The sequence below is a fragment of the Bradyrhizobium sp. NC92 genome (assembly GCF_025200865.1).
GTDB lineage: Bacteria > Pseudomonadota > Alphaproteobacteria > Rhizobiales > Xanthobacteraceae > Bradyrhizobium.
Window position 1 is genome coordinate 3,017,107 of record NZ_CP104171.1, and the last position, 19,656, is coordinate 3,036,762.

A 19,656-nucleotide genomic window follows, 5' to 3' on the forward strand; every position below is an offset into this window, starting at 1 on the left:
GCATGGCCGCATCAACAATCACAAGAGACGTCTTCGGGACGCTGCCCGACGGCCGCAAGGTCGAGCGCGTCGCGCTGCGTGGGGAGGGCGGTTTCGAGGCGCGTATCATCAGCCACGGCGCGGTGCTGCAAGCGCTGATCGCGCCGGATGCCAACGGCGGATACGATGACATCGTGCTTGGCCATGATGTCTTCGCGGGCTATCTCGCCGAACGGAAGTTTCTGGGTGCTACCGTCGGCCGCTATGCCAACCGCATCGCCAAGGGACAATTTTCGTTTCAAGGCGGGACGGTGCAGCTTCCCGTCAATAACGGTCCGAATGCGCTGCACGGCGGGCTCGAGGGTTTTGATCGCAAGCTCTGGGAGATCGCGGACATCGACGAGGGCGCCGAGCCCGCGGTGACGCTCACCTATGTCAGCCCGCATGGCGAGGAGAATTATCCGGGTAAGCTCGACGTCCGCGTGACCTATCGCATCACCGGTCCGACCGAGCTGTCGTTGCTGATGGAAGCGCGGACCGACCGGCCGACCATCGTCAATCTGACCAACCACAGCTTCTTCAATCTCGAGGGTGCGACGTCAGGTACGTCCATTCTCGATCACAGCCTGATGGTCGCGGCCGAGCAGTTCCTCGCCATCGATCCCACCGCAATTCCGCTGCCGGAGCCGCCGCGCAGCGTTGCCGGCACGCCGTTCGATTTCCGCAATCCGCGGCCGGTGGGCGAGCGCATCCGCGAGAGCGACCCGCAATTGCGAAACGGCAGGGGCTACGACCACACCTATTGCCTCGGCCGCGACGGCAAGCTTGCGCTCGCGGCGCGGCTGGAGGCGCCGCTCTCCGGGCGCATCATGGAGCTGCTCACCGATCAGCCCGGACTTCAGGTCTATTCCGGCAATTATCTCGACGGGACGATGGCGGGCAAAGGCGGCAAGCTGATCCGGCAATCGGACGCCATGTGCCTGGAGCCGCATATCTGGCCCGACGCTCCGAACCGGCCGGACTTTCCGAGCCCGCGCCTCGATCCCGGCGGGGTCTATCGCCATCACACGGTCTATCGCTTTTCGGTGAGGTCGCCATGATGGAGCAAGTGCCAACGACTGTCCTCTCGGACCATCCTTGCCATCTCGGCGAAGGTCCGACCTATGACGTGACCACTAACACGGCCTGGTGGTTCGACATTCGCGAAGGCAAGCTGTTCGAGGCGCAACTCGGCAGCGGTTCTGTCCGCATCCACGCGCTCGGCCGGATGGCGAGCGCGCTCGGGCGCATCGACGCCGAGCGGCAGCTGATCGTCGCCGAAGACGGCCTCTACATCCGCAAGCTCGCTGATGGTGCGATGACGCTGTTCTGTCCACTCGAAGCGGACAATCCGGCGACGCGCTCGAACGATTGCCGCGTGCATCAATCGGGTACGTTCTGGATCGGCACCATGGGCAAGAAAGCCGAGCCGAAGGCGGGCGCGATCTACGCGTTTCATCGCGGCAAGATCTCGACCCTGTTTCCCGGCATCAGCATTCCCAATTCGATCTGCTTCTCGCCTGACGGCGCCACTGGCTACTTCACCGACACCCCGCGCGCGGTGCTCTATGCCGTGCCGCTGAACCCCGCGACCGGCCTGCCGCGCGGCGAGCCGGAGGTGCTGCTGCGCCACAGCGGCATCGGCGGTCTCGACGGCTCGGTGTGCGACGCCGACGGGCAGATCTGGAATGCGTGCTGGGGCGCGAGCCGGATCGATGTCTATTCGCCGCAGGGCGAGCGCCTGCGGTCACTCAGCGTGCCGGCGAAGCAGGCGAGCTGCCCCGCCTTCGTCGGCCCCGACCTGTCGCGCCTGCTCGTCACGTCGGCCTGGCAGGACATGGACGCGACGGCACGCGCCGCCGATCCGCAAGCCGGCTGCACCTTTCTGCTCGAAGCAACCGCGCGCGGGCGCGCGGAACCCGACGTCAAGCTCGCATAGGAGGCCCAAGCCGTACACCACCGTCGTTCTCGACACTACGAAGAAAGTCTGACACCCAAAGGGAGTGAAACATGCTGAAACTGAAGACGACATTTCTCGCGCTGGCGCTGGCCAGTGCCGCTACGATGGCCACGGGCGTCGCTGCCTTCGCCCAGAAGGCGACGGTCGGCATCGCCATGCCGACGAAATCTTCGGCGCGCTGGATCGACGACGGCAACAACATGGTGAAGGTGCTGAAGGAGCGCGGCTACAACACCGACCTGCAATATGCCGAGGACGATATCCCGAACCAGCTCTCCCAGGTCGAGAACATGGTGACCAAGGGCGCCAAGGCGCTGGTGATCGCCGCGATCGACGGCACCACCTTGTCCGACGTGCTCAAGCAGGCGAAAGCGAAAGGCATCACCGTCATCGCCTATGACCGCCTGATCCGCGGCACACCCAACGTCGACTATTACGCGACCTTCGACAATTTCCAGGTCGGCGTGCTCCAGGCAGAGTCGATCGTGCAAGGTCTTGGCCTGAAGGACGGCAAGGGTCCCTTCAACATCGAGCTGTTCGGCGGCTCGCCCGACGACAACAATGCCTACTTCTTCTACAACGGCGCCATGAGCGTGCTGAAGCCGTATATCGACAGCGGCAAGCTCGTCGTCGTGTCCGGCCAGATGGGCATGGATAAGGTCGCGACCCTGCGCTGGGACGGCGCCACCGCGCAGGCCCGCATGGACAACCTGCTCAGCGCCTACTACGGCAACAAGAAGGTCAACGCCGTGCTGTCGCCCTATGACGGCCTCTCGATCGGCATCATCTCTTCGCTGAAGGGCGTCGGATACGGCAGTGCCGGCCAGCCGATGCCCATCATCTCGGGCCAGGACGCCGAAGTGCCTTCGATCAAGGCCATGCTGCGCGGCGATCAGTATTCGACCATCTTCAAGGACACCCGCGACCTCGCCAAGGTGACCGCTGACATGGTCGACGCCGCGCTCGCCGGCAAGGAGGTCACCGTCAACGACACCAAGACCTACGAGAACGGCGTCAAGACCGTGCCGTCCTACCTGCTCAAGCCGGTGGTGGTCTACAAGGACAATTGGGAGAAGGTGCTGGTCGACAGCGGTTACTACAAGAAGTCGCAGTTCCAGTAAGACTCTCTCTTTCCCCTCTCCCCGCTTGCGGGGAGAGGGTTAGGATGAGGGGCCTCTTTCCATGCGGGCAGTGGTTGCTATGCACTCCGTCATTGCGAGCGCAGCGAAGCAATCCAGTCTGCCACCGCGGAAATAGTCTGGATCGCTTCGCTGCGCTCGCAATGACGATGTGGATGCAGCGATATCATTCTACCTCTCCCCGCACGCGGAGAGAGGCAAAGTAAAGCAAGGGACACCAAAGCCATGACCGCCATGCTGGAGATGCGCAACGTCAGCAAGAGCTTTGCCGGCGTGCAGGCGCTGCGCGACGTCAACTTCTCGGTTCGCGCCGGGCAGATCCATGCGCTCGTCGGCGAGAATGGCGCCGGCAAGTCGACGCTGATGAAGGTGCTCAGCGGGGTCTATCCGCACGGCAGCTACGAGGGTACCATCGTCTTCGACGGCGAGGAGCGGCGCTTTCGCGACATCAACGATTCCGAGGCGTTGGGCATCATCATCATCCATCAGGAGCTGGCGCTGATCCCGCTGATGTCGATTGCGGAGAACATCTTCCTGTCGCATCCGCCGTCGAAGCTAGGGGTGATCGATCGCGACGAGGTCTACCGGCGCACGCGCGAGCTGCTGGCGCAGGTCGGCCTGAAGGAATCCCCGGATACGCTGATCACCGATCTCGGCGTCGGCAAGCAGCAGCTGGTCGAGATCGCCAAGGCGCTGTCCAAGCGGGTACGGATGCTGATCCTGGACGAGCCGACCGCGAGCCTCAACGAGGCCGACAGCGCCGCGCTGCTCGATCGCCTGATGGCGTTCCGCGAGCAGGGCATCGGCTCGATCCTGATCTCGCACAAGCTGAACGAGGTCGCCAAGGTCGCCGACCACATCACCGTGCTGCGCGACGGCCGCACGGTGGACAGCATCGATTGCCATGCCGAGCCGATCCAGGAAGACCGCATCATCCGCAGCATGGTCAATCGCGATATGGCGCACCGTTTCCCGGAGCGCAATGTGAAGATCGGCGAGCCGGTGCTCGACGTCGAGAACTGGTCGGTCTATCATCCCATCCATCCCGAGCGGCAGGTGATCAAGAACGTCAGTTTCGGCGTCAGGCGCGGCGAGGTCGTGGGCATTGCCGGCCTGATGGGGGCAGGGCGTACCGAGTTTGCCATGAGCCTGTTCGGCCGCTCCTGGGGCACCAATGTCAGCGGCATTATCCGGCTCGAAGGCCGTGAGATCGCGCTGCCAAGCGTCGCCGCCGCGATCGACGCCGGTCTTGCCTACGTCACCGAGGACCGCAAGCAGCTCGGCCTAATCCTCGCCGACGACGTCCGCAAGAACATCACGCTGGCGAGCCTCGACCAGGTCGCACCTAGCAGGGTGATCGACGACATCGCCGAGCTCAAGGTCGCCAGCGACTACCGCAACCGGATGCGCATCCGCTGCTCCGACGTCTACCAGGAGACCGGCCAGCTCTCCGGCGGCAACCAGCAGAAGGTCGTACTATCGAAATGGCTGATGACCGACCCCAAGGTCCTGATCCTGGACGAGCCGACAAGAGGTATCGACGTCGGTGCCAAATATGAGATTTACTGTATCATCAACGAGCTTGCGGAAGCCGGCCGCGGCGTCGTGGTGATCTCCTCGGAGATGCCCGAGCTGCTCGGCATCTGCGACCGCATCTGCGTCATGAACGACGGCGCTTTCGTCGGCGAGTTCAAGGGCTCGGAGGCGACACAGGAAAAGATCATGCGCGCCATCATGCGCAACGAACGAAGCATTGGGAACGCCGCGCCCGCGGCCGCGGAGATGGGAGGATCGCAGCCATGACCGACAAGACGGTTTCGCTGCCCGAGGAGCGCCGGCACGGCAGCTTCATCAAGAACAATTTGCGCAATTACGGCATGTTGATGTCGCTGGTTGCGATCATGCTGTTCTTCCAGGTCGTGACCGGCGGCACGCTGCTGCAGCCGCTCAACCTCACCAACCTGGTGCTGCAGAACAGCTACATCGTCATCATGGCGCTGGGCATGCTGCTGGTCATCGTCACCGGCCATATCGACCTCTCGGTCGGTTCGGTCGCGGGCTTCATCGGTGCCGTGGCGGCCTTGCTGATGGTGACCTACAAGGTCGATTACACGCTCGCCTTCCTCGCTTGCCTCGCGCTCGGCGCCGCCATCGGTGCGGCGCAGGGTTATTGGGTGGCCTATTTCAAGATTCCGTCCTTCATCGTGACGTTGGCGGGCATGCTGGTCTTCAAGGGCCTGGCGCTCGCGGTGTTGCAGGGCCAGTCGCTCGGCCCGTTCCCGGCGACTTTCCAGAAACTGTCGTCCGGTTTCATTCCCGAATTGCTGCCCGAGGCCGGCACGCTGCATCCGACATCCATGCTGATCGGCGCCTTGCTCGCGCTCGGGCTGGTCTATGCCAGTGCCAAGGGAAGGTCGCGCGAACAGTCGCATGGCATCGAGGTCGAGCCCTATGCGTTCTTCCTCGGCAAGAGCGTTGTGCTGGCCTGCGCGGTGCTCTACTTCACCTATCTGATCGCGACCTATCGCGGCCTGCCCAACGTGCTGGTGATCATGAGTATCCTGATCGCGCTGTACGGCTTCGTCACCCGCCGCACCGTGATCGGCCGGCAGATCTACGCCGTCGGCGGCAACGCCAAGGCGGCGAGCCTGTCGGGCATCAAGACGGAGCGGCTGACCTTCCTCACCTTCGTCAACATGGGCGTGCTCGCCGCGCTTGCCGGCCTCGTCTTCGCCGCGCGCCTCAACACGGCAACTCCAAAGGCCGGCCTCGGCTTCGAGCTCGACGTCATCGCCGCCTGCTTCATCGGCGGCGCCTCGGCCTATGGCGGCGTCGGGCGGGTCGGCGGTGCCGTGGTCGGCGCCATGATCATGGGCGTGATGAACAACGGCATGTCCATCCTCGGCATCGGCATCGACTATCAGCAGGTCATCAAGGGCCTGGTGCTGCTGGGTGCCGTGTGCATCGACGTGTACAATCAGCGGCGATAGGCGGTCTCGTAGGGTGGGCAAAGGCGAACGCGCCGTGCCCACCAATCGCTAACGCTTTGGCCATCTCACTCCACCCCGCTCGCGCCGCGCTCATCCTCAGGATTGCATCACAGGAACCAGCCCGTAGCGCAGCATCGTTTCCTTCATTTTGGCCGGATCAGGCGAGCCGGCCGATAGCAGGCCCGCCATGTCCCTGAAGTATTGCGGACCGAGTACGCCGGGGCTGAGGATGCACAGGCAGGTTGCCGGTCGGGGCGAACGGTTGATGAAGCCGTGCACCACGCCGCGCTTGATGTACAGACTTTCGCCCGGCGCGACGTCAATGTCCTTTGCTTCGATCCGCCAGGTCGAGATGCCGCTGAGTCCATAGATCGTTTCGTCCCAGCGATCGTGATAGTGCGGAATCGGCATGCGCGCGTTCGGCTGCAATGTCATCTCGAACAGATCGAGGCCGCCGGCGGTCTCGTCCTTGCTCTGTAGAAATGTCAGCTGCAGCGCGCCAAGGTTGATGATCTCAGGCATGGCCAACTCATCCAATCGTGGAGCGCAATATTAGCGCACGACGTCAAGAAGCCAAAACCGAGGAATGGAACTGTCTGACACCACGAACAGCAAGTGCTTCCTGCTGTGCAGCATCGTAATGACGCCCTGCATGGCGCTCGGGGCGCGGGCCGCTACTGCGTCGTGAACAGCACCGTCGCGATCGCGACGGAGAGGCTCACGGCCGAGACCGTTGCCACGGTCGACAAGACCCCCATGCGCCTGAGCGCGATGGCAAACGCGATGATGATGGGGGTCGCAGTCATCAGCCCGATTTGTGCATCACTCATGTGATCGTTCGCCAGTCCTGGGAACCCAGCGCCGGTTCGTACCGCGAGCCGGCCGGCCGGACGTTGCGTCGGCGCAAACAAGGGCTCTGGCGATCCCCAGTTTGTCCGCCGACAAATTCGGAACCGAGAAGCCGGGCTAAGTCTGGCCGGTGTCATGGTCCGGAAAGACGATGTCGACGACCGAGTGCGAACAACAGGAAACCGGCTGGGGAATTCTGCAAGATCTCCCCGGCGATCCCATGATCTGGGTGCTGATCTTCAGCGAGCTCGTCGCCTTCGGCCTGTTCCTCGGCGCCTTTTCGGTCGCCCGTGCGATCCACCCGGCTGTGTTCGCGGCCGGGCAGGCCGCGCTCAATTCGAATCTCGCAGGCCTCAACACCGTCGTGCTGGTATCCAGCGGCTGGGCGGCGGCAAGAGCCACGAAGGCTGCGCGCGCCGGAGAACGGCAGGTGGCGCGATCCTGGATTGTCGGCGCCATCGTGCTCGGCGGTCTCTTCATCGCGATCAAGCTTGCCGAATATGCCGAAGAAATTGGAGGCGGGGTCGGGCTCGAAACCAGCCCGTTCTTCACGCTCTACTTCCTGCTGACCGGCTTTCATCTTCTGCATGTCGGCCTCGGCATCGTCATTCTCGCCGTGGTCTGCCGCCGCGCCGAAATATCAGGCATCGAGACGGGAACGGCCTTCTGGCACATGGTCGATCTGGTCTGGATCGTCATGTTTCCCATTCTCTACCTGGTGAGATGACGATGCCGGATCGCATCGACATCACCTGGATCGTGCTGATCGGCATCGCGCTCGCGACCATCCTGCTGCCGCCGCTGATGCCGCGGGCGCTGCTCGGCAATGCGCTGCTGCTCGCCTTCGCAGCGCTCAAGGGGCACCGCATCGCGCTCGATTTCATGGATCTTCGCGTCGTGCCCGGGCTCTGGCGCGGTCTCGTCGTGAGCTGGATCCTGATCGTGCTGCTGCTTGCCTGGCTCGCCTCGGCCGTCGCCGCCCTGATCTGACGCGCTCATTGCGCCCTGACAAAGAACGTGCCGGGCAAAGCGGCAATAAATCACACCATCGCATGTCTTCGGAATCAAACCGGAAAGGATTGGCAATGGCTGAACGCCTGACCAAGTCGGCCGCTCGGAACGTCTTCTACGGCGGCTCGGCCTTCTTCTTTGCGATCTTCATAGGGCTGACGGCGCACAGCCATTACTACATGGCCACGTCCTCCACGGACGCGACGATGCTGACGTCGTCGGTCGCCCGCGGCAAGCACGTCTGGGAAAAGAACTCCTGCATCAACTGCCACACGCTGCTGGGCGAGGGCGCCTATTTCGCCCCTGAGGTTGGCAATGTCTGGGATCGCTGGGGCGGCAACGAGGACCCGGCCGCCGCACGTGAGACGCTGAAGGCCTGGATGCAATCGCAGCCCTCCGGCGCGCCGGGTCGTCGGCAGATGCCGCAATTCAACCTGACCGACCCGGAACTCGACGATCTCGCCGACTTCCTGCAGTGGACCAGCAAGATCAAGCGCCAGGAATGGCCGCCGAACAAGGCTGGCTGAGTGCCTTCCTCTTTCCAGACAGAGAGAACCCGAGATGAAATACCAAACCCAGAAAGTCGCGATGCTGTATTTCTACGGCGCGTTGACGCTGTTCCTGGCCCAGGTCCTGTTCGGTCTTGTCGCCGGAACCATCTACGTCCTGCCCAACACGCTGTCGGCCCTCCTGCCGTTCAACATCGTCAGGATGATCCACACCAACGCACTGATCGTGTGGTCGTTGATCGGCTTCATGGGCGCGACCTATTACTTGCTGCCTGAGGAAACCGAGACCGAGCTTTACAGCCCGCTGCTCGCCAAGATCCAGTTCTGGATGTTCTTCGGCGCTGCGGGCGTGGCCGTGGTCGGCTATCTCTTCCACTACCACGAGGGCCGCGAATTCCTCGAGCAACCCTTCATCATCAAGGTCGGCATCGTCGTGGTCTGCCTGATGTTCCTGTTCAACGTCACCATGACGGCGCTGAAGGGCCGCAAGACGACGATCACCAACATCCTGCTGTTCGGACTGTGGGGCGTTGCGATCTTCTTCCTGTTCGCCTTCTACAACCCGGCGAACCTCGCGGTCGACAAGATGTATTGGTGGTACGTCGTGCATCTTTGGGTCGAGGGCGTTTGGGAGCTGATCATGGCCTCCGTGCTCGCCTATCTCATGATCAAGCTCAACGGCATCGATCGCGAGGTGGTGGAGAAGTGGCTCTACGTCATCATTGGGCTGGCGCTGTTCTCGGGCATTCTCGGCACTGGCCATCATTTCTACTGGATCGGCGCGCCCGGCTACTGGCAGTGGATCGGCTCGCTGTTCTCCACGCTGGAGGTCGCGCCGTTCTTCACGATGGTGATCTTCACTGTACAGATGACCTGGAAGGCCGGCCGCAAGCACCCGAACCGCGCTGCGCTGTTGTGGTCGGTCGGCTGCTCGGTGATGGCATTCCTCGGCGCCGGTGTGTGGGGCTTCCTGCACACGTTGTCCTCGGTGAACTATTACACCCACGGCACGCAGGTCACCGCCGCGCACGGCCATCTCGCCTTCTTCGGTGCCTATGTGATGCTGAACCTGTCCGTGATGGCTTATGCGATCCCGCAGCTCAAGGGACGTGCGCCCTACAACCAGTGGCTCTCCATGGCGAGCTTCTGGATCATGTGCACGGCCATGATGGTGATGACCTTCGCGCTGACCTTCGCTGGCGTGGTCCAGGTTCACCTCCAGCGCGTGCTCGGCCAAGGTTACATGGACGTGCAGGACCAGCTTTCGATGTTCTACTGGGTCCGGCTCGGGTCCGGCGTGTTCGTCGCCATCTCCGCACTGATGTTCGTGTGGGCCGTGCTGGTGCCCGGCCGCGCCAGGCAGCCCGTCATCCCCGGCGCGTTGCAGCCGGCCGAATGAGCGTAAAGGCGGCCGCGGTTCGCCGCGGCCGTCATCTCGATGCGAATTGCGGAGAATGATTATGAAAGCTGCCCTTCAGGCCGTTACCGCGCCGGCGCTGCCGGCCTATGTCGCAAGCGGCAATGAATGCGCGCTGTTCGAGCACGCCTGGCGGCACCAGCTGCCGGTGCTGCTGAAGGGACCGACCGGCTGCGGCAAGACGCGCTTTGTTGCGCATATGGCGGCGCGGTTGGGATTGCCGCTGCACACCGTCGCCTGCCACGACGATCTCACCGCGGCCGATCTCACCGGCCGCCATCTGCTCAGGGGCGGCGATACGGTGTGGAGTGACGGCCCGTTGACGCGGGCGGTGCGCGAGGGCGGCATCTGCTATCTCGACGAGGTCGTGGAGGCGCGCAAGGATGTCACGGTCGTGCTGCATCCCCTGACTGACGATCGCCGCATCCTGCCTCTGGAGCGCATCGGCGAGGAGCTTTCCGCACCGAACAGCTTCATGCTCGTCGTGTCCTACAATCCCGGTTACCAGACGCTGCTGAAGGCGCTCAAGCCGTCGACGCGCCAGCGCTTCGTCGCCATCGAGTTCGGCTTTCTGCCGCCGGAGCAAGAGATTGCGGTGGTCGCCGCCGAGAGCGGACTATCGCCGGAGCGCGTGCGGCCGCTGGTCGGGCTGGCTGGCCGGCTGCGCGCGCTGAAGGGGCACGACCTGGAGGAGGGCGTCTCGACTCGGCTCGTGGTCTATTGCGCGACCCTGATCGCGGCCGGCATGCCGCTTGCGGATGCCGTGCTCGCGGGCATGATCGAGCCGCTGACCGACGATGCCGACGTCAAGGCGGCGCTTCTCGACGTCGCGCGCGCGATGATCGGCTGAGGTACGACCATGCTCGATTTCCTCGAACTGGAGGAGACGGTCGGCCGCGCCTGGCACCGCGTGGTCGGCGGCACCGCCAGCTATCCGGTTCATGCCGAACATGCGGTTTCCCTTGCAGAAGTGAGGAGCCGCCTCGCGGTAATGTTCCGCGCGCTGGGCGGCGAGGCGGGCGTGCAGATCGCGAGCGCCCGTGCGCGCAAGTCCGGGCACCGGCTCGGTTGGCGGCAACGCATCGGTCTCGGTGACGAGCGCATCGAGCAGCCGGGCCGCGACGCCGCGACCATCTTCCTGCCGGACAGCATCGGGATTTTCGCCGACCGCGAACTCAATGCAAGCCTCTATCGTTGGCTCGCGGCATGGTTCGCGGTTGCGCCGGTCGAGGCGATCGCCGAGACCGATCCGCTCCGGCGCGATCTGCTCGTGCTGCGCCGCGCCGCTGAAACCGCGGTCTTCGTGCTGACCCAGTTTCCCGGGCTTGTCGCCGACTACGCGCAGCTTGCCGCCGCGACCGCAGCGGCGCGGCCCCGGCGTCCCCTGCCGCGCATCGAGCAGGAGATCGAGCAGATTATTCTCGCCCTGCTCGGCGCGGAACCTGCACCAGCAGGGAAACTGTGGTCGGCGATGATGGGGAATGGACCGCTGCCGGGCAAGTCTCCGCCGGGCTATCGTCCGATTCTGCCATGCCCAGTCTGGGGCGATTGCTGGACCCGCGAGCTGTCGCCTACGCATGCGGGAGAGGATGAGTGCGCTGGCAGTGCGGAGGTCGCGAGCGAGGACAATCGCAAGCGCTTTGCCGTCCGCGAGCGCGAGGACGGAGCCAATCGCCGCGATCCCTTCGTGCTCAATCGTTTCGAAAAGATCCTGGCGATGGCCGAGATGGTCAATGTCGATCGCCCCTCGGATGACAGCGAGGACGAGGACGCCCAGAAGGCGGCCGACGATCTCGAGGAGATCACGCTCAGCCGCCGCGGCAAGCCGGCGAGCCGGTTCAAGTTCGATCTCGACCTGCCGCCGGAAGCGCTCGATGCATCGCCGCTGACTGCGGATTTGACCTATCCCGAATGGGACTATCGCAGCCGCTCCTATCTGCCCGATCATTGCCGCGTGCTCGCATCTGCCGCGTCTGAAGCCGGTGAAAGCTGGACGCCTGACGAGACCATGCGCCGGCACATGCGCCAGGTGCGCCGCCGCTTCGAGGTCCTGCGGCCGCGCCATGAATTGATGCGGGCCCAGGCCGACGGACATGACCTCGACCTCGACGCGCTGGTGCGCGCGCGATGCGACCTCCGCGCCGGCAGCAGCAGCGGTCTTGATCGTGTCCACGTTGCGATGCGCCCGCAAGGGCACGATCTCGCCGTCACCCTGCTGGTCGACGTCTCACTCTCCACGGACGCCTGGCTTGATGGTTACCGCGTGCTCGACGTCGAGAAGGAGGCGCTACTCGTGCTTGCCCACGGCCTATCCGCCTGCGGCGATCACCACAGCATCCTGACCTTCACCTCGCGTCGGCGGTCCTGGGTGCGGCTCGAGACGGTCAAGGCGTTCGGCGAGCCGATGAGCGGCGTGGTCGAGCGCCGCATCGGCGCACTCAAGCCCGGCTACTACACGCGGATCGGCGCGGCGGTCCGCCATGCCGCCGCCGAGCTTGCACGCCAGCCGCAGCGCAAGAAGCTGCTGCTCGTCCTCACCGACGGCAAGCCGAACGACGTCGATCATTATGAGGGGCGCTTTGCGGTCGAAGACACCAGGAGGTCTGTGCAGGAAGCGCGCCTATTCGGGATGGTGGTGTTCGGCGTGACGATCGACGCGGCGGCGCAATCCTATTTTCCGACGCTGTTCGGGCGAAGCGGCTATGCGATCGTCGGCAACATCAAGCGATTGCCCGCGGCGCTGCCGGCGATCTACCGGCAGGTGGCGCACTGATGCGGGAACGCCACGGCGCCGTGTTCTCGGCTGAACTATTGCTCATAGCGTGGGTATATGATCGAATGGCCGGATGGACCAGGGCCGGCCAAACCCCGATCTGATCATCTTCGACTGCGACGGCGTGCTCGTCGACAGCGAGCTCTTGAGCTGCCGCTGCCTGTCCGAGGTCTTGGCTGAATTCGGTCTTTTGCTCAGCGAGGAGCAGGCGCTCGAACTGTTTCTCGGACGCAGCACCACGGCGATCGAGCAGCACTATCGCGATCTCAGTCAGGTCGTGCCAGATGGCTTCCTGCCGCGATTGAAGTCGCATGTGCTGGAGACGTTCGCCGCATCGCTCGCGCCGATCCCCGGGGTGGAGGCGGTGATCTCGGCGCTGACCGTGCCGTTCTGCGTGGCCTCGTCCAGCGACCTCGATCGCGTGTCGCTCTCGCTCGACGTCACCGGTCTTCGGGGATATTTCGGCGACCGGATCTACACTGCGCAGATGGTCAGGCACGGCAAGCCGGCGCCCGATCTCTTTCTTCATGCCGCCGAGAGCATGCGCACACCGCCCACACGCACGCTGGTGATCGAGGACAGCGTCAGCGGGGTGCAAGCGGGCAAGGCCGCCGGCATGACCGTCTGGGGATTTGTCGGCGGCGGCCATTATCGCAGCCGCGATGGCTGCGCTATATTGACCGCGGCCGGAGCCGATCGGGTCTTCGCGCGCATGAGCGATTTCTGGGAGATGTGAGCCCGCATGGCCGCCGAGAACGACAAGTCGAGACTCGACGACGCCGCGCGCGCCGGTTGGCTCTATTTCATTGCCGGCCACACCCAGGACGAGATCGCAAAGATGCTCCAGGTCTCGCGCGCCTCGGCGCAGCGGCTGGTCTCGCTGTGCCTCGCCGAGCGGCTCATCACCTTCCGGCTCGAACATCCCATCGCGGCCTGCATGGAGCTGGCGGCGCGTTTGAAGCAGCGGTTCGACCTCGTCCATTGCGAGGTGGTGCCGGCAGATCCTGCCGCGCCACAGGCCACGGCGGGCATTGCCGAGCGCTGCGCCAATCTGCTCGATTCCACCCTGCGCTCGGAGACGCCTGTCATCGTCGCGCTCGGGACCGGCCGGGCGGTGCGCGCCGCGGTCGAGCGCGTCACGCCGATCGAGCGGCCCAATCACCAGATCGTCTCGCTGGTCGGCAACATTTCCGCCGACGGCTCGGCGAGCTTCTACGACACCGTCGGCCGGCTCGCCGACCGCACCGGCGCGCGGCACTATCCGATGCCGCTGCCGTTCCTGATGTCGTCGGAGGACGAGCGCAACAGGATGGTGCGCATCGAGCCGATCGCGAAGGTGAAAGCGGTCGCAGCTAAAGCGGATTTGCGCCTCGTCGGCATCGGCCAGATGGACCAGAAGGCGCAGGTGCACGTCGACGGCTTCGTCACCCGCGACGAATTGTTCGAGATGATGCGCCTGGGTGCGATCGGCGAGATCACCGGTTGGGCCTATGATGCCAAGGGGCGCCTGCTCAAGGCCGGCACCAACAAGCGCCTCACCAGCATCCCGCCGGAAGTGCCGGCGAAAACCACGACGATCGGCGCGGCGGTCGGCGCGGCCAAAGTGACGGCGATCGCGGCGGCACTGAATGGCGGCCTGATCAACGGCCTGATCACCGACGAAGCGACGGCCAGGGCGATTCTGGAGCGGTAGGACGGTTCGCGCGGCAATAGACACTGCGCTCCCTCTCCCGCTTGCGGGAGAGGGCTGGGGAGAGGGTGTCTCCTCGGTGGGACTCTTCAAGAGAAGAGAGCCCTCACCCGTATCGCATCTGCGATGCGATACGACCTCTCCCGCAAGCGGGAGAGGTGAGCAAGCCGCGGCGTTCGTTCCCAACAATGCCGTCGCTTCCGCCTGGGTCCTTCCACCCTCCCGCACTGCAGCACTCATAAGTTGCGCAAACACCCGCGCGCGTGCTTGACAACTGACGCGCCCCCGTTGAACATACGCCCAACGCGTGGGCATATGCTCAAAACGCGAATTGAGGGGAGGTCACCGTGAAACATGTCCTGGGCGCCGTCTGCGGCGCGTCTGTCCTGCTGGCCGTCCCTGCGATGGCCGAAACGACCCTGACCATCGCCACCGTCAACAATGGCGACATGATCCGCATGCAGGGGTTGACGGGCGAGTTCACCAAGAAGAACCCCGACATCACCGTGAAGTGGGTGACGCTGGAGGAGAACGTGCTGCGCCAGCGCGTCACCACCGACATCGCCACCAAGGGCGGCCAGTTCGACGTGCTCACCATCGGCACCTACGAGGTGCCGATCTGGGCCAAGAAGGGCTGGCTGGTGCCGCTCGCCAATCTCGGTGCCGATTACGACGTCGCCGACCTTCTGCCCAAGATCAAGGACGCGGTCTCCGCCGACGGCAAGCTCTACGCCGCGCCATTCTACGGCGAGAGCTCGATGGTGATGTACCGCACCGATCTGTTCGAGAAGGCCGGCCTGAAGATGCCGGAAAAGCCGAGCTGGGACTTCGTGATCGACGCCGCCAAGAAGCTGACGGACAAGAGTGCCGGCACCTACGGCATCTGCCTGCGCGGCAAGGCGGGCTGGGGCGAGAACATGGCGTTCCTCTCGGCGATGGCCAATTCCTACGGCGCGCGCTGGTTCGACGAGAACTGGCAGCCCCAGTTCAATACGCCGGAATGGAAGACGACGCTCACGACCTATGTGAACCTGATGAAGGAAGCCGGCCCTCCCGGCGCGAGCTCCAACGGCTTCAACGAGAATCTGGCGCTGTTCAACGCCGGAAAATGCGCGATGTGGATCGACGCCACGGTCGCGGCGTCCTTCGTCACCAACCCCAAGGACTCCAAGGTTGCCGACAAGGTCGGCTTCGCGCTCGCGCCCAACACCGGGCTCGGCAAGAACGCCAACTGGTTGTGGGCCTGGAATCTCGCGATTCCCGCCGGCTCCAAGAAGACGGAAGCCGCCGAGAAGTTCATCGCCTGGGCGACCAGCAAGGACTACACCAAGCTGGTGGCGTCGAAGGAGGGCTGGGCCAACGTGCCGCCGGGTACGCGCACCTCGCTCTACCAGAACGATGAGTACCTGAAGGTCGCGCCGTTCGCGAAACTGACGCTGGCCTCGATCGACGCCGCCGATCCCAACAAGCCGACGGTGAAGCCCGTTCCTTACGTCGGCGTGCAATACGCCGCGATCCCTGAATTCCAGGGCATCGGCACGCAAGTGGGCCAGCAGTTCTCGGCGGCGCTTGCGGGATCGATGACCGTCGATGCAGCGCTCACGGCTGCGCAGTCTGCTACCGAGCGCGAGATGAAGCGCGCCGGCTACATCAAGTGAACCCGAGCTCTCCCTGAGCTCAAACTTGCGGCCATCCATCCTTGCTGGATGGCCGTCTTCTTCCTCCGAGCGGAGCGCCAAGAAATGGCAACCCGGCAGACGCAGTTTCTTGCGCGGTCGCTCCTGACCCCCGCCGTCGGGCTGCTGTTCATCTGGATGATCGTCCCGCTGGCGCTGACGATCTATTTCTCGACGCTGCACTACAGCCTGCTCGATCCCGGTTCGGAATCGTTCGTCGGCCTCGAAAACTTCCGCTACTTCCTCACCGATCCCGCTTTTCTGGCCTCGCTCCAAAACACGCTGGTGCTGGTCGGCTCGGTGCTGGCGCTGACGATCCTGCTCGGCATTCCGCTGGCGCTGCTGATGGACCAACCCGTGATCGGCCGCAATTTCGTCCGGCTGATGGTGATTGCGCCGTTCTTCGTGATGCCGACGGTGAGCGCGCTGGTCTGGAAGAACCTGTTGATGCATCCGGTGTCCGGGCTGTTCGCCTGGCTCGCCTCGCTGTTCGGCCTGACGCCGATCGATTGGTTCAACGACGTGCCGCTGTTTGCGGTGATCCTGATCGTGACCTGGCAATGGCTGCCGTTCGCGACGCTGATCCTGCTGACGGCGCTGCAATCGCTCGACGAGGAGCAAAAGGAGGCCGCCGAGATGGACGGCGCGAGCGCCATCTCGACCTTCATCTACATCACGCTGCCGCACCTGGCGCGTCCCATCACCGTGGTGATCCTGATCGAGACCATCTTCCTGCTCACGGTGTTCGCCGAGATCTTCGTCACCACGGGCGGCGGGCCCGGCCTGCAGACCACCAACATCGCCTTCCTGATCTATTCCCAGGCGCTGATCCAGTTCGACGTCGGCAGCGCCTCCGCGGGCGGTCTCGTCGCGGTGGTGATCGCCAACGTCGTCGCCTTCTTCCTCGTCCGCATCGTCGGCCGCAATCTGGAGGCTTGAAGCATGGCGCGGATGGCGACGAGACAACGGGTGGTCATCTCGACGATCGGAGCCTGGCTGTTCGGCTTCCTGATCTTCTTTCCGATCCTGTGGATGGGGTTGGCGAGCTTCAAGACCGAGCTTGAGGCCTTCGCGATCCCGCCATCCTTCCTGTTCTTCCACTGGACCACGGAAAACTACGCGACGGTGCAGGAGCGCAGCGATTATCTGCACCACGCGATGAACTCGATCATCATCGCCGGCGGCTCGACGCTCATTGCGCTGTTGATCGCCATTCCCGCGGCCTGGTCGATGGCGTTCTCGCCGACCAAGCGCACCAAGGACGTCCTGCTCTGGATGCTCTCGACCAAGATGATGCCGCCGGTCGGCGTGCTGGTACCGATCTACCTGATTTACAAGAGCTTCGGCCTGCTCGATTCCCGCATCGGCCTCGTCTTCATCCTGTGCCTCGGCAACCTGCCGATCGTGATCTGGATGCTCTTCACCTATTTCAAGGAGATCCCGCGCGACATCCTCGAAGCCGCGCGCATGGACGGGGCCACGATCGGCCGCGAGCTCGTCTACGTGCTGACGCCGATGGCGATCCCGGGGCTGGCGTCCACGCTTCTGCTCAATCTGATCCTGGCCTGGAACGAGGCGTTCTGGACGCTGAACCTGTCCACCTCGAGCGCTGCGCCGCTGACCACGTTCATCGCATCCTATTCCAGCCCCGAAGGGCTGTTCTGGGCAAAGCTGTCGGCGGCCTCGACGCTGGCGATCGCGCCCATTCTCGTCCTCGGTTGGTTCAGCCAGAAGCAACTCGTGCGCGGGCTCACCTTCGGTGCGGTGAAGTAGAGGGGATCATGGGTCAGATCACACTTCAGGGCGTGCAAAAGTCCTTCGGCCCCGTGCACATCATCAAGGGCGCCGACCTCGACATTGCCGACGGCTCCTTCGTCGTGTTCGTCGGTCCCTCCGGCTGCGGCAAGACCACGCTGCTGAGGCTGATCGCGGGGCTCGAGGACGTCAGCGGCGGCAAGATCCTGATCGACGGCAAGAACGTCGTCGATACGCCGCCCGCCAAGCGCGGGCTGTCGATGGTGTTCCAGTCCTACGCGCTCTATCCGCATATGAGCGTGCGCGGCAATATCGGCTTCGGCCTGAAGATGGCGGGCTTGCGGAAGGACGAGATCAACCGCAAGGTCGAGGCGGCCGCCGCGACCCTGAACCTCACGCCCTACCTCGACCGCAAGCCACGCGAGCTCTCCGGCGGCCAGCGCCAGCGCGTCGCGATCGGCCGCGCCATCGTCCGAGAGCCAAAGGCATTCCTGTTCGATGAGCCGCTCTCCAACCTCGACGCCGCGTTGCGCGTGCAGATGCGCATCGAGGTGACGCGGCTGCAGAAGCAGCTCGGCACCACCGCGATCTACGTCACCCACGACCAGGTCGAGGCCATGACCATGGCCGACAAGATCGTCGTGCTCAACGGCGGCAAGATCGAGCAATATGGCTCGCCGCTGGAGCTCTATGAACGGCCCGCCAATCTCTTCGTCGCCGGCTTCATCGGCTCGCCCAAGATGAACTTCGTCACCGGCGAGCCCGCCTTGCAGAAGGGGGCAGCGACGATCGGCGTCCGGCCGGAGCATCTGAAGATCGAGCGCGACGGCGGCGGAGGCTGGCAGGGCACCATTGCGGTGGCCGAGCATCTCGGCAGTGACACCTTCCTCTACGTCGATGCCGGCGCGCTCGGCATGCTGACGGCGCGCTACGTCGGCGAATTGAGCCTGCATGCCGGCGACCGGGTGTCGCTGATGCCGGACCCAGCGCGCATCCACCGCTTCGACGAGAGCGGCAACGCTCTTCGGGGCTGACAAGAAACGGCAAGAAAACGGAAAGACGATCATGTATCTGGAAAAGTTCAGGCTGAGCGGCAAGACCGCGTTCATCACCGGCGGCGGGCAGGGCATTGGCCTCGCCTGCGCGGAGGCGCTGGCGGAGGCCGGCGCGAAGGTCATCATCGGCGACCGCGACGGCAAGGTCGCCGATAGCGCAAAAGCCAGCCTGAAGGCGAAGGGCTATGACACCGAGACCGCAATCATGGACGTCACCGACACCAAACGCGTGGCCGAGGTGGCAAATGATCTCGTCGCCCGCCATGGCAAGGTCGACATCCTCGTCAACAATGCCGGCATCGCGCGCAGCGAGACGCCGGCCGAGACCGTCACCGACGAGCACTGGCTCAACGTCATCGACGTCAATCTCAACGGCACCTTCTGGTGCTGCCGCGAGTTCGGCAAGCACATGCTCAAGGCGAAGAGCGGCGCCATCGTCAATGTCGGCTCGATGAGCGGCTTCATCGTCAATAAGCCGCAGGAGCAGTGCTTCTACAACGCCTCCAAGGCCGCGGTGCACCATCTGACCAAGTCGCTGGCCGCCGAATGGGGCGCGCGCGGCATCCGCGTCAACGCGGTGGCCCCGACCTATATCGAGACGCCGCTCAACGCCTTCGTGAAGAGCAATCCGAAGATGTACGACGCCTGGATCGGTGGAACCCCGATGGCGCGGATGGGGCAGGTCGAGGAGATCGCCTCCGTCGTCCTGTTCCTCTCATCCGAGGCCGCGAGCCTGATGACCGGCAGCATCGTGCTGGTGGATGGCGGCTACACTTGCTGGTAGGCTTACGTCAAAACGGACGGAAAGCGACCG

General features: G+C 64.1%; 20 protein-coding genes. 18 read left to right on the forward strand and 2 right to left on the reverse strand.

What is annotated here, in order from left to right; all coding sequences use genetic code 11:
* Positions 1-2: 2 nt before the first annotated feature.
* From N2602_RS14035 to mmsB, 5 genes are all read left to right on the forward strand, one after another.
* Entirely contained in the window at positions 3-1,079 is a 1,077-nt protein-coding gene (locus tag N2602_RS14035) for an aldose epimerase family protein (RefSeq protein WP_260382993.1), read from the forward strand.
* Positions 1,079-1,957, forward strand: a complete 879-nt coding sequence (locus N2602_RS14040) for an SMP-30/gluconolactonase/LRE family protein (protein WP_260383652.1) — start codon at positions 1,079-1,081, stop codon at positions 1,955-1,957. Before N2602_RS14035 ends, N2602_RS14040 begins: the two co-directional genes overlap by 1 nt.
* A gap of 71 nt (positions 1,958-2,028) precedes the next feature.
* Entirely contained in the window at positions 2,029-3,099 is a 1,071-nt protein-coding gene (gene chvE, locus N2602_RS14045) for a multiple monosaccharide ABC transporter substrate-binding protein (RefSeq protein ID WP_172784318.1), read from the forward strand.
* A 243-nt stretch (positions 3,100-3,342) separates the two neighbouring features.
* The gene (gene mmsA / locus N2602_RS14050; RefSeq protein WP_212256864.1) at positions 3,343-4,920 is read left to right on the forward strand and encodes a multiple monosaccharide ABC transporter ATP-binding protein; all 1,578 of its coding nucleotides are present in this window, start codon (positions 3,343-3,345) and stop codon (positions 4,918-4,920) included.
* Positions 4,917-6,107: a multiple monosaccharide ABC transporter permease gene (gene mmsB, locus N2602_RS14055; RefSeq protein ID WP_172784320.1), complete on the forward strand. Its 1,191-nt coding sequence runs from the start codon at positions 4,917-4,919 to the stop codon at positions 6,105-6,107. Before mmsA ends, mmsB begins: the two co-directional genes overlap by 4 nt.
* A gap of 96 nt (positions 6,108-6,203) precedes the next feature.
* On the opposite strand, the gene N2602_RS14060 is transcribed toward mmsB, so the two are convergent.
* Together N2602_RS14060 and N2602_RS14065 are read right to left on the reverse strand one after the other, a co-directional pair.
* Positions 6,204-6,629: a cupin domain-containing protein gene (locus tag N2602_RS14060; RefSeq protein ID WP_212256863.1), complete on the reverse strand. Its 426-nt coding sequence runs from the start codon at positions 6,627-6,629 to the stop codon at positions 6,204-6,206.
* 152 nt (positions 6,630-6,781) lie between these two features.
* Positions 6,782-6,937, reverse strand: a complete 156-nt coding sequence (locus N2602_RS14065; RefSeq protein ID WP_085965373.1) for a hypothetical protein — start codon at positions 6,935-6,937, stop codon at positions 6,782-6,784.
* A 170-nt stretch (positions 6,938-7,107) separates the two neighbouring features.
* Between N2602_RS14065 and N2602_RS14070 the strand changes: the two genes are divergently transcribed.
* The 13 genes from N2602_RS14070 to N2602_RS14130 all read left to right on the forward strand — a co-directional run bounded on the left by N2602_RS14070 (position 7,108) and on the right by N2602_RS14130 (position 19,626).
* Positions 7,108-7,683, forward strand: a complete 576-nt coding sequence (locus tag N2602_RS14070) for a cytochrome c oxidase subunit 3 family protein (RefSeq protein ID WP_172784322.1) — start codon at positions 7,108-7,110, stop codon at positions 7,681-7,683.
* Positions 7,684-7,685: 2 nt separating this feature from the next.
* The gene (locus N2602_RS14075; protein WP_172784323.1) at positions 7,686-7,946 is read left to right on the forward strand and encodes a cytochrome C oxidase subunit IV family protein; all 261 of its coding nucleotides are present in this window, start codon (positions 7,686-7,688) and stop codon (positions 7,944-7,946) included.
* 95 nt (positions 7,947-8,041) lie between these two features.
* Positions 8,042-8,494, forward strand: a complete 453-nt coding sequence (locus N2602_RS14080; RefSeq protein WP_260382994.1) for a cytochrome c — start codon at positions 8,042-8,044, stop codon at positions 8,492-8,494.
* Positions 8,495-8,528: 34 nt separating this feature from the next.
* On the forward strand, positions 8,529-9,875 hold the full coding sequence (locus N2602_RS14085) for a cbb3-type cytochrome c oxidase subunit I (RefSeq protein WP_260382995.1): 1,347 nt from the start codon (positions 8,529-8,531) through the stop codon (positions 9,873-9,875).
* A 61-nt stretch (positions 9,876-9,936) separates the two neighbouring features.
* Positions 9,937-10,743: a CbbQ/NirQ/NorQ/GpvN family protein gene (locus N2602_RS14090; RefSeq protein ID WP_260382996.1), complete on the forward strand. Its 807-nt coding sequence runs from the start codon at positions 9,937-9,939 to the stop codon at positions 10,741-10,743.
* Positions 10,744-10,752: 9 nt separating this feature from the next.
* A complete protein-coding gene (locus N2602_RS14095; RefSeq protein ID WP_260382997.1) occupies positions 10,753-12,666 on the forward strand; it encodes a nitric oxide reductase activation protein NorD in 1,914 nt (637 codons plus the stop codon).
* A gap of 73 nt (positions 12,667-12,739) precedes the next feature.
* Positions 12,740-13,402, forward strand: coding sequence for an HAD family hydrolase (locus tag N2602_RS14100; RefSeq protein ID WP_212256856.1), 663 nt, complete (start codon positions 12,740-12,742; stop codon positions 13,400-13,402).
* A gap of 6 nt (positions 13,403-13,408) precedes the next feature.
* Positions 13,409-14,359: a sugar-binding transcriptional regulator gene (locus N2602_RS14105; RefSeq protein WP_260382998.1), complete on the forward strand. Its 951-nt coding sequence runs from the start codon at positions 13,409-13,411 to the stop codon at positions 14,357-14,359.
* A gap of 344 nt (positions 14,360-14,703) precedes the next feature.
* Complete coding sequence (locus N2602_RS14110; RefSeq protein WP_172784330.1) at positions 14,704-16,014, forward strand: sugar ABC transporter substrate-binding protein; 1,311 nt, start codon at positions 14,704-14,706, stop codon at positions 16,012-16,014.
* Positions 16,015-16,098: 84 nt separating this feature from the next.
* Positions 16,099-16,971, forward strand: coding sequence for a carbohydrate ABC transporter permease (locus N2602_RS14115; RefSeq protein WP_172784331.1), 873 nt, complete (start codon positions 16,099-16,101; stop codon positions 16,969-16,971).
* A 3-nt stretch (positions 16,972-16,974) separates the two neighbouring features.
* Positions 16,975-17,805 (forward strand): carbohydrate ABC transporter permease, encoded by an 831-nt coding sequence (locus N2602_RS14120; RefSeq protein ID WP_172784332.1) that lies wholly within the window; start codon positions 16,975-16,977, stop codon positions 17,803-17,805.
* Between the two features lie 8 nt (positions 17,806-17,813).
* Positions 17,814-18,821: an ABC transporter ATP-binding protein gene (locus N2602_RS14125; RefSeq protein ID WP_172784333.1), complete on the forward strand. Its 1,008-nt coding sequence runs from the start codon at positions 17,814-17,816 to the stop codon at positions 18,819-18,821.
* A gap of 31 nt (positions 18,822-18,852) precedes the next feature.
* Positions 18,853-19,626: an SDR family NAD(P)-dependent oxidoreductase gene (locus tag N2602_RS14130; protein WP_172784334.1), complete on the forward strand. Its 774-nt coding sequence runs from the start codon at positions 18,853-18,855 to the stop codon at positions 19,624-19,626.
* The last annotated feature ends 30 nt before the right edge of the window (positions 19,627-19,656 follow it).

Bases quoted from the DNA above. Each gene is read 5' to 3' on its own strand.
- N2602_RS14120 (WP_172784332.1), top strand. From the start codon at position 16,975: ATGGCGCGGATGGCGACGAGACAACGGGTGGTCATCTCGACGATCGGA.
- N2602_RS14035 (WP_260382993.1), top strand. From the start codon at position 3: ATGGCCGCATCAACAATCACAAGAGACGTCTTCGGGACGCTGCCCGAC.
- N2602_RS14040 (WP_260383652.1), top strand. From the start codon at position 1,079: ATGGAGCAAGTGCCAACGACTGTCCTCTCGGACCATCCTTGCCATCTC.
- N2602_RS14070 (WP_172784322.1), top strand. From the start codon at position 7,108: ATGTCGACGACCGAGTGCGAACAACAGGAAACCGGCTGGGGAATTCTG.
- mmsB (WP_172784320.1), top strand. From the start codon at position 4,917: ATGACCGACAAGACGGTTTCGCTGCCCGAGGAGCGCCGGCACGGCAGC.
- N2602_RS14080 (WP_260382994.1), top strand. From the start codon at position 8,042: ATGGCTGAACGCCTGACCAAGTCGGCCGCTCGGAACGTCTTCTACGGC.
- N2602_RS14130 (WP_172784334.1), top strand. From the start codon at position 18,853: ATGTATCTGGAAAAGTTCAGGCTGAGCGGCAAGACCGCGTTCATCACC.
- N2602_RS14075 (WP_172784323.1), top strand. From the start codon at position 7,686: ATGCCGGATCGCATCGACATCACCTGGATCGTGCTGATCGGCATCGCG.
- N2602_RS14095 (WP_260382997.1), top strand. From the start codon at position 10,753: ATGCTCGATTTCCTCGAACTGGAGGAGACGGTCGGCCGCGCCTGGCAC.
- N2602_RS14125 (WP_172784333.1), top strand. From the start codon at position 17,814: ATGGGTCAGATCACACTTCAGGGCGTGCAAAAGTCCTTCGGCCCCGTG.
- N2602_RS14090 (WP_260382996.1), top strand. From the start codon at position 9,937: ATGAAAGCTGCCCTTCAGGCCGTTACCGCGCCGGCGCTGCCGGCCTAT.
- chvE (WP_172784318.1), top strand. From the start codon at position 2,029: ATGCTGAAACTGAAGACGACATTTCTCGCGCTGGCGCTGGCCAGTGCC.
- N2602_RS14115 (WP_172784331.1), top strand. From the start codon at position 16,099: ATGGCAACCCGGCAGACGCAGTTTCTTGCGCGGTCGCTCCTGACCCCC.
- N2602_RS14060 (WP_212256863.1), bottom strand. From the start codon at position 6,629: ATGCCTGAGATCATCAACCTTGGCGCGCTGCAGCTGACATTTCTACAG.
- mmsA (WP_212256864.1), top strand. From the start codon at position 3,343: ATGACCGCCATGCTGGAGATGCGCAACGTCAGCAAGAGCTTTGCCGGC.
- N2602_RS14085 (WP_260382995.1), top strand. From the start codon at position 8,529: ATGAAATACCAAACCCAGAAAGTCGCGATGCTGTATTTCTACGGCGCG.
- N2602_RS14100 (WP_212256856.1), top strand. From the start codon at position 12,740: ATGGACCAGGGCCGGCCAAACCCCGATCTGATCATCTTCGACTGCGAC.
- N2602_RS14065 (WP_085965373.1), bottom strand. From the start codon at position 6,937: ATGAGTGATGCACAAATCGGGCTGATGACTGCGACCCCCATCATCATC.
- N2602_RS14105 (WP_260382998.1), top strand. From the start codon at position 13,409: ATGGCCGCCGAGAACGACAAGTCGAGACTCGACGACGCCGCGCGCGCC.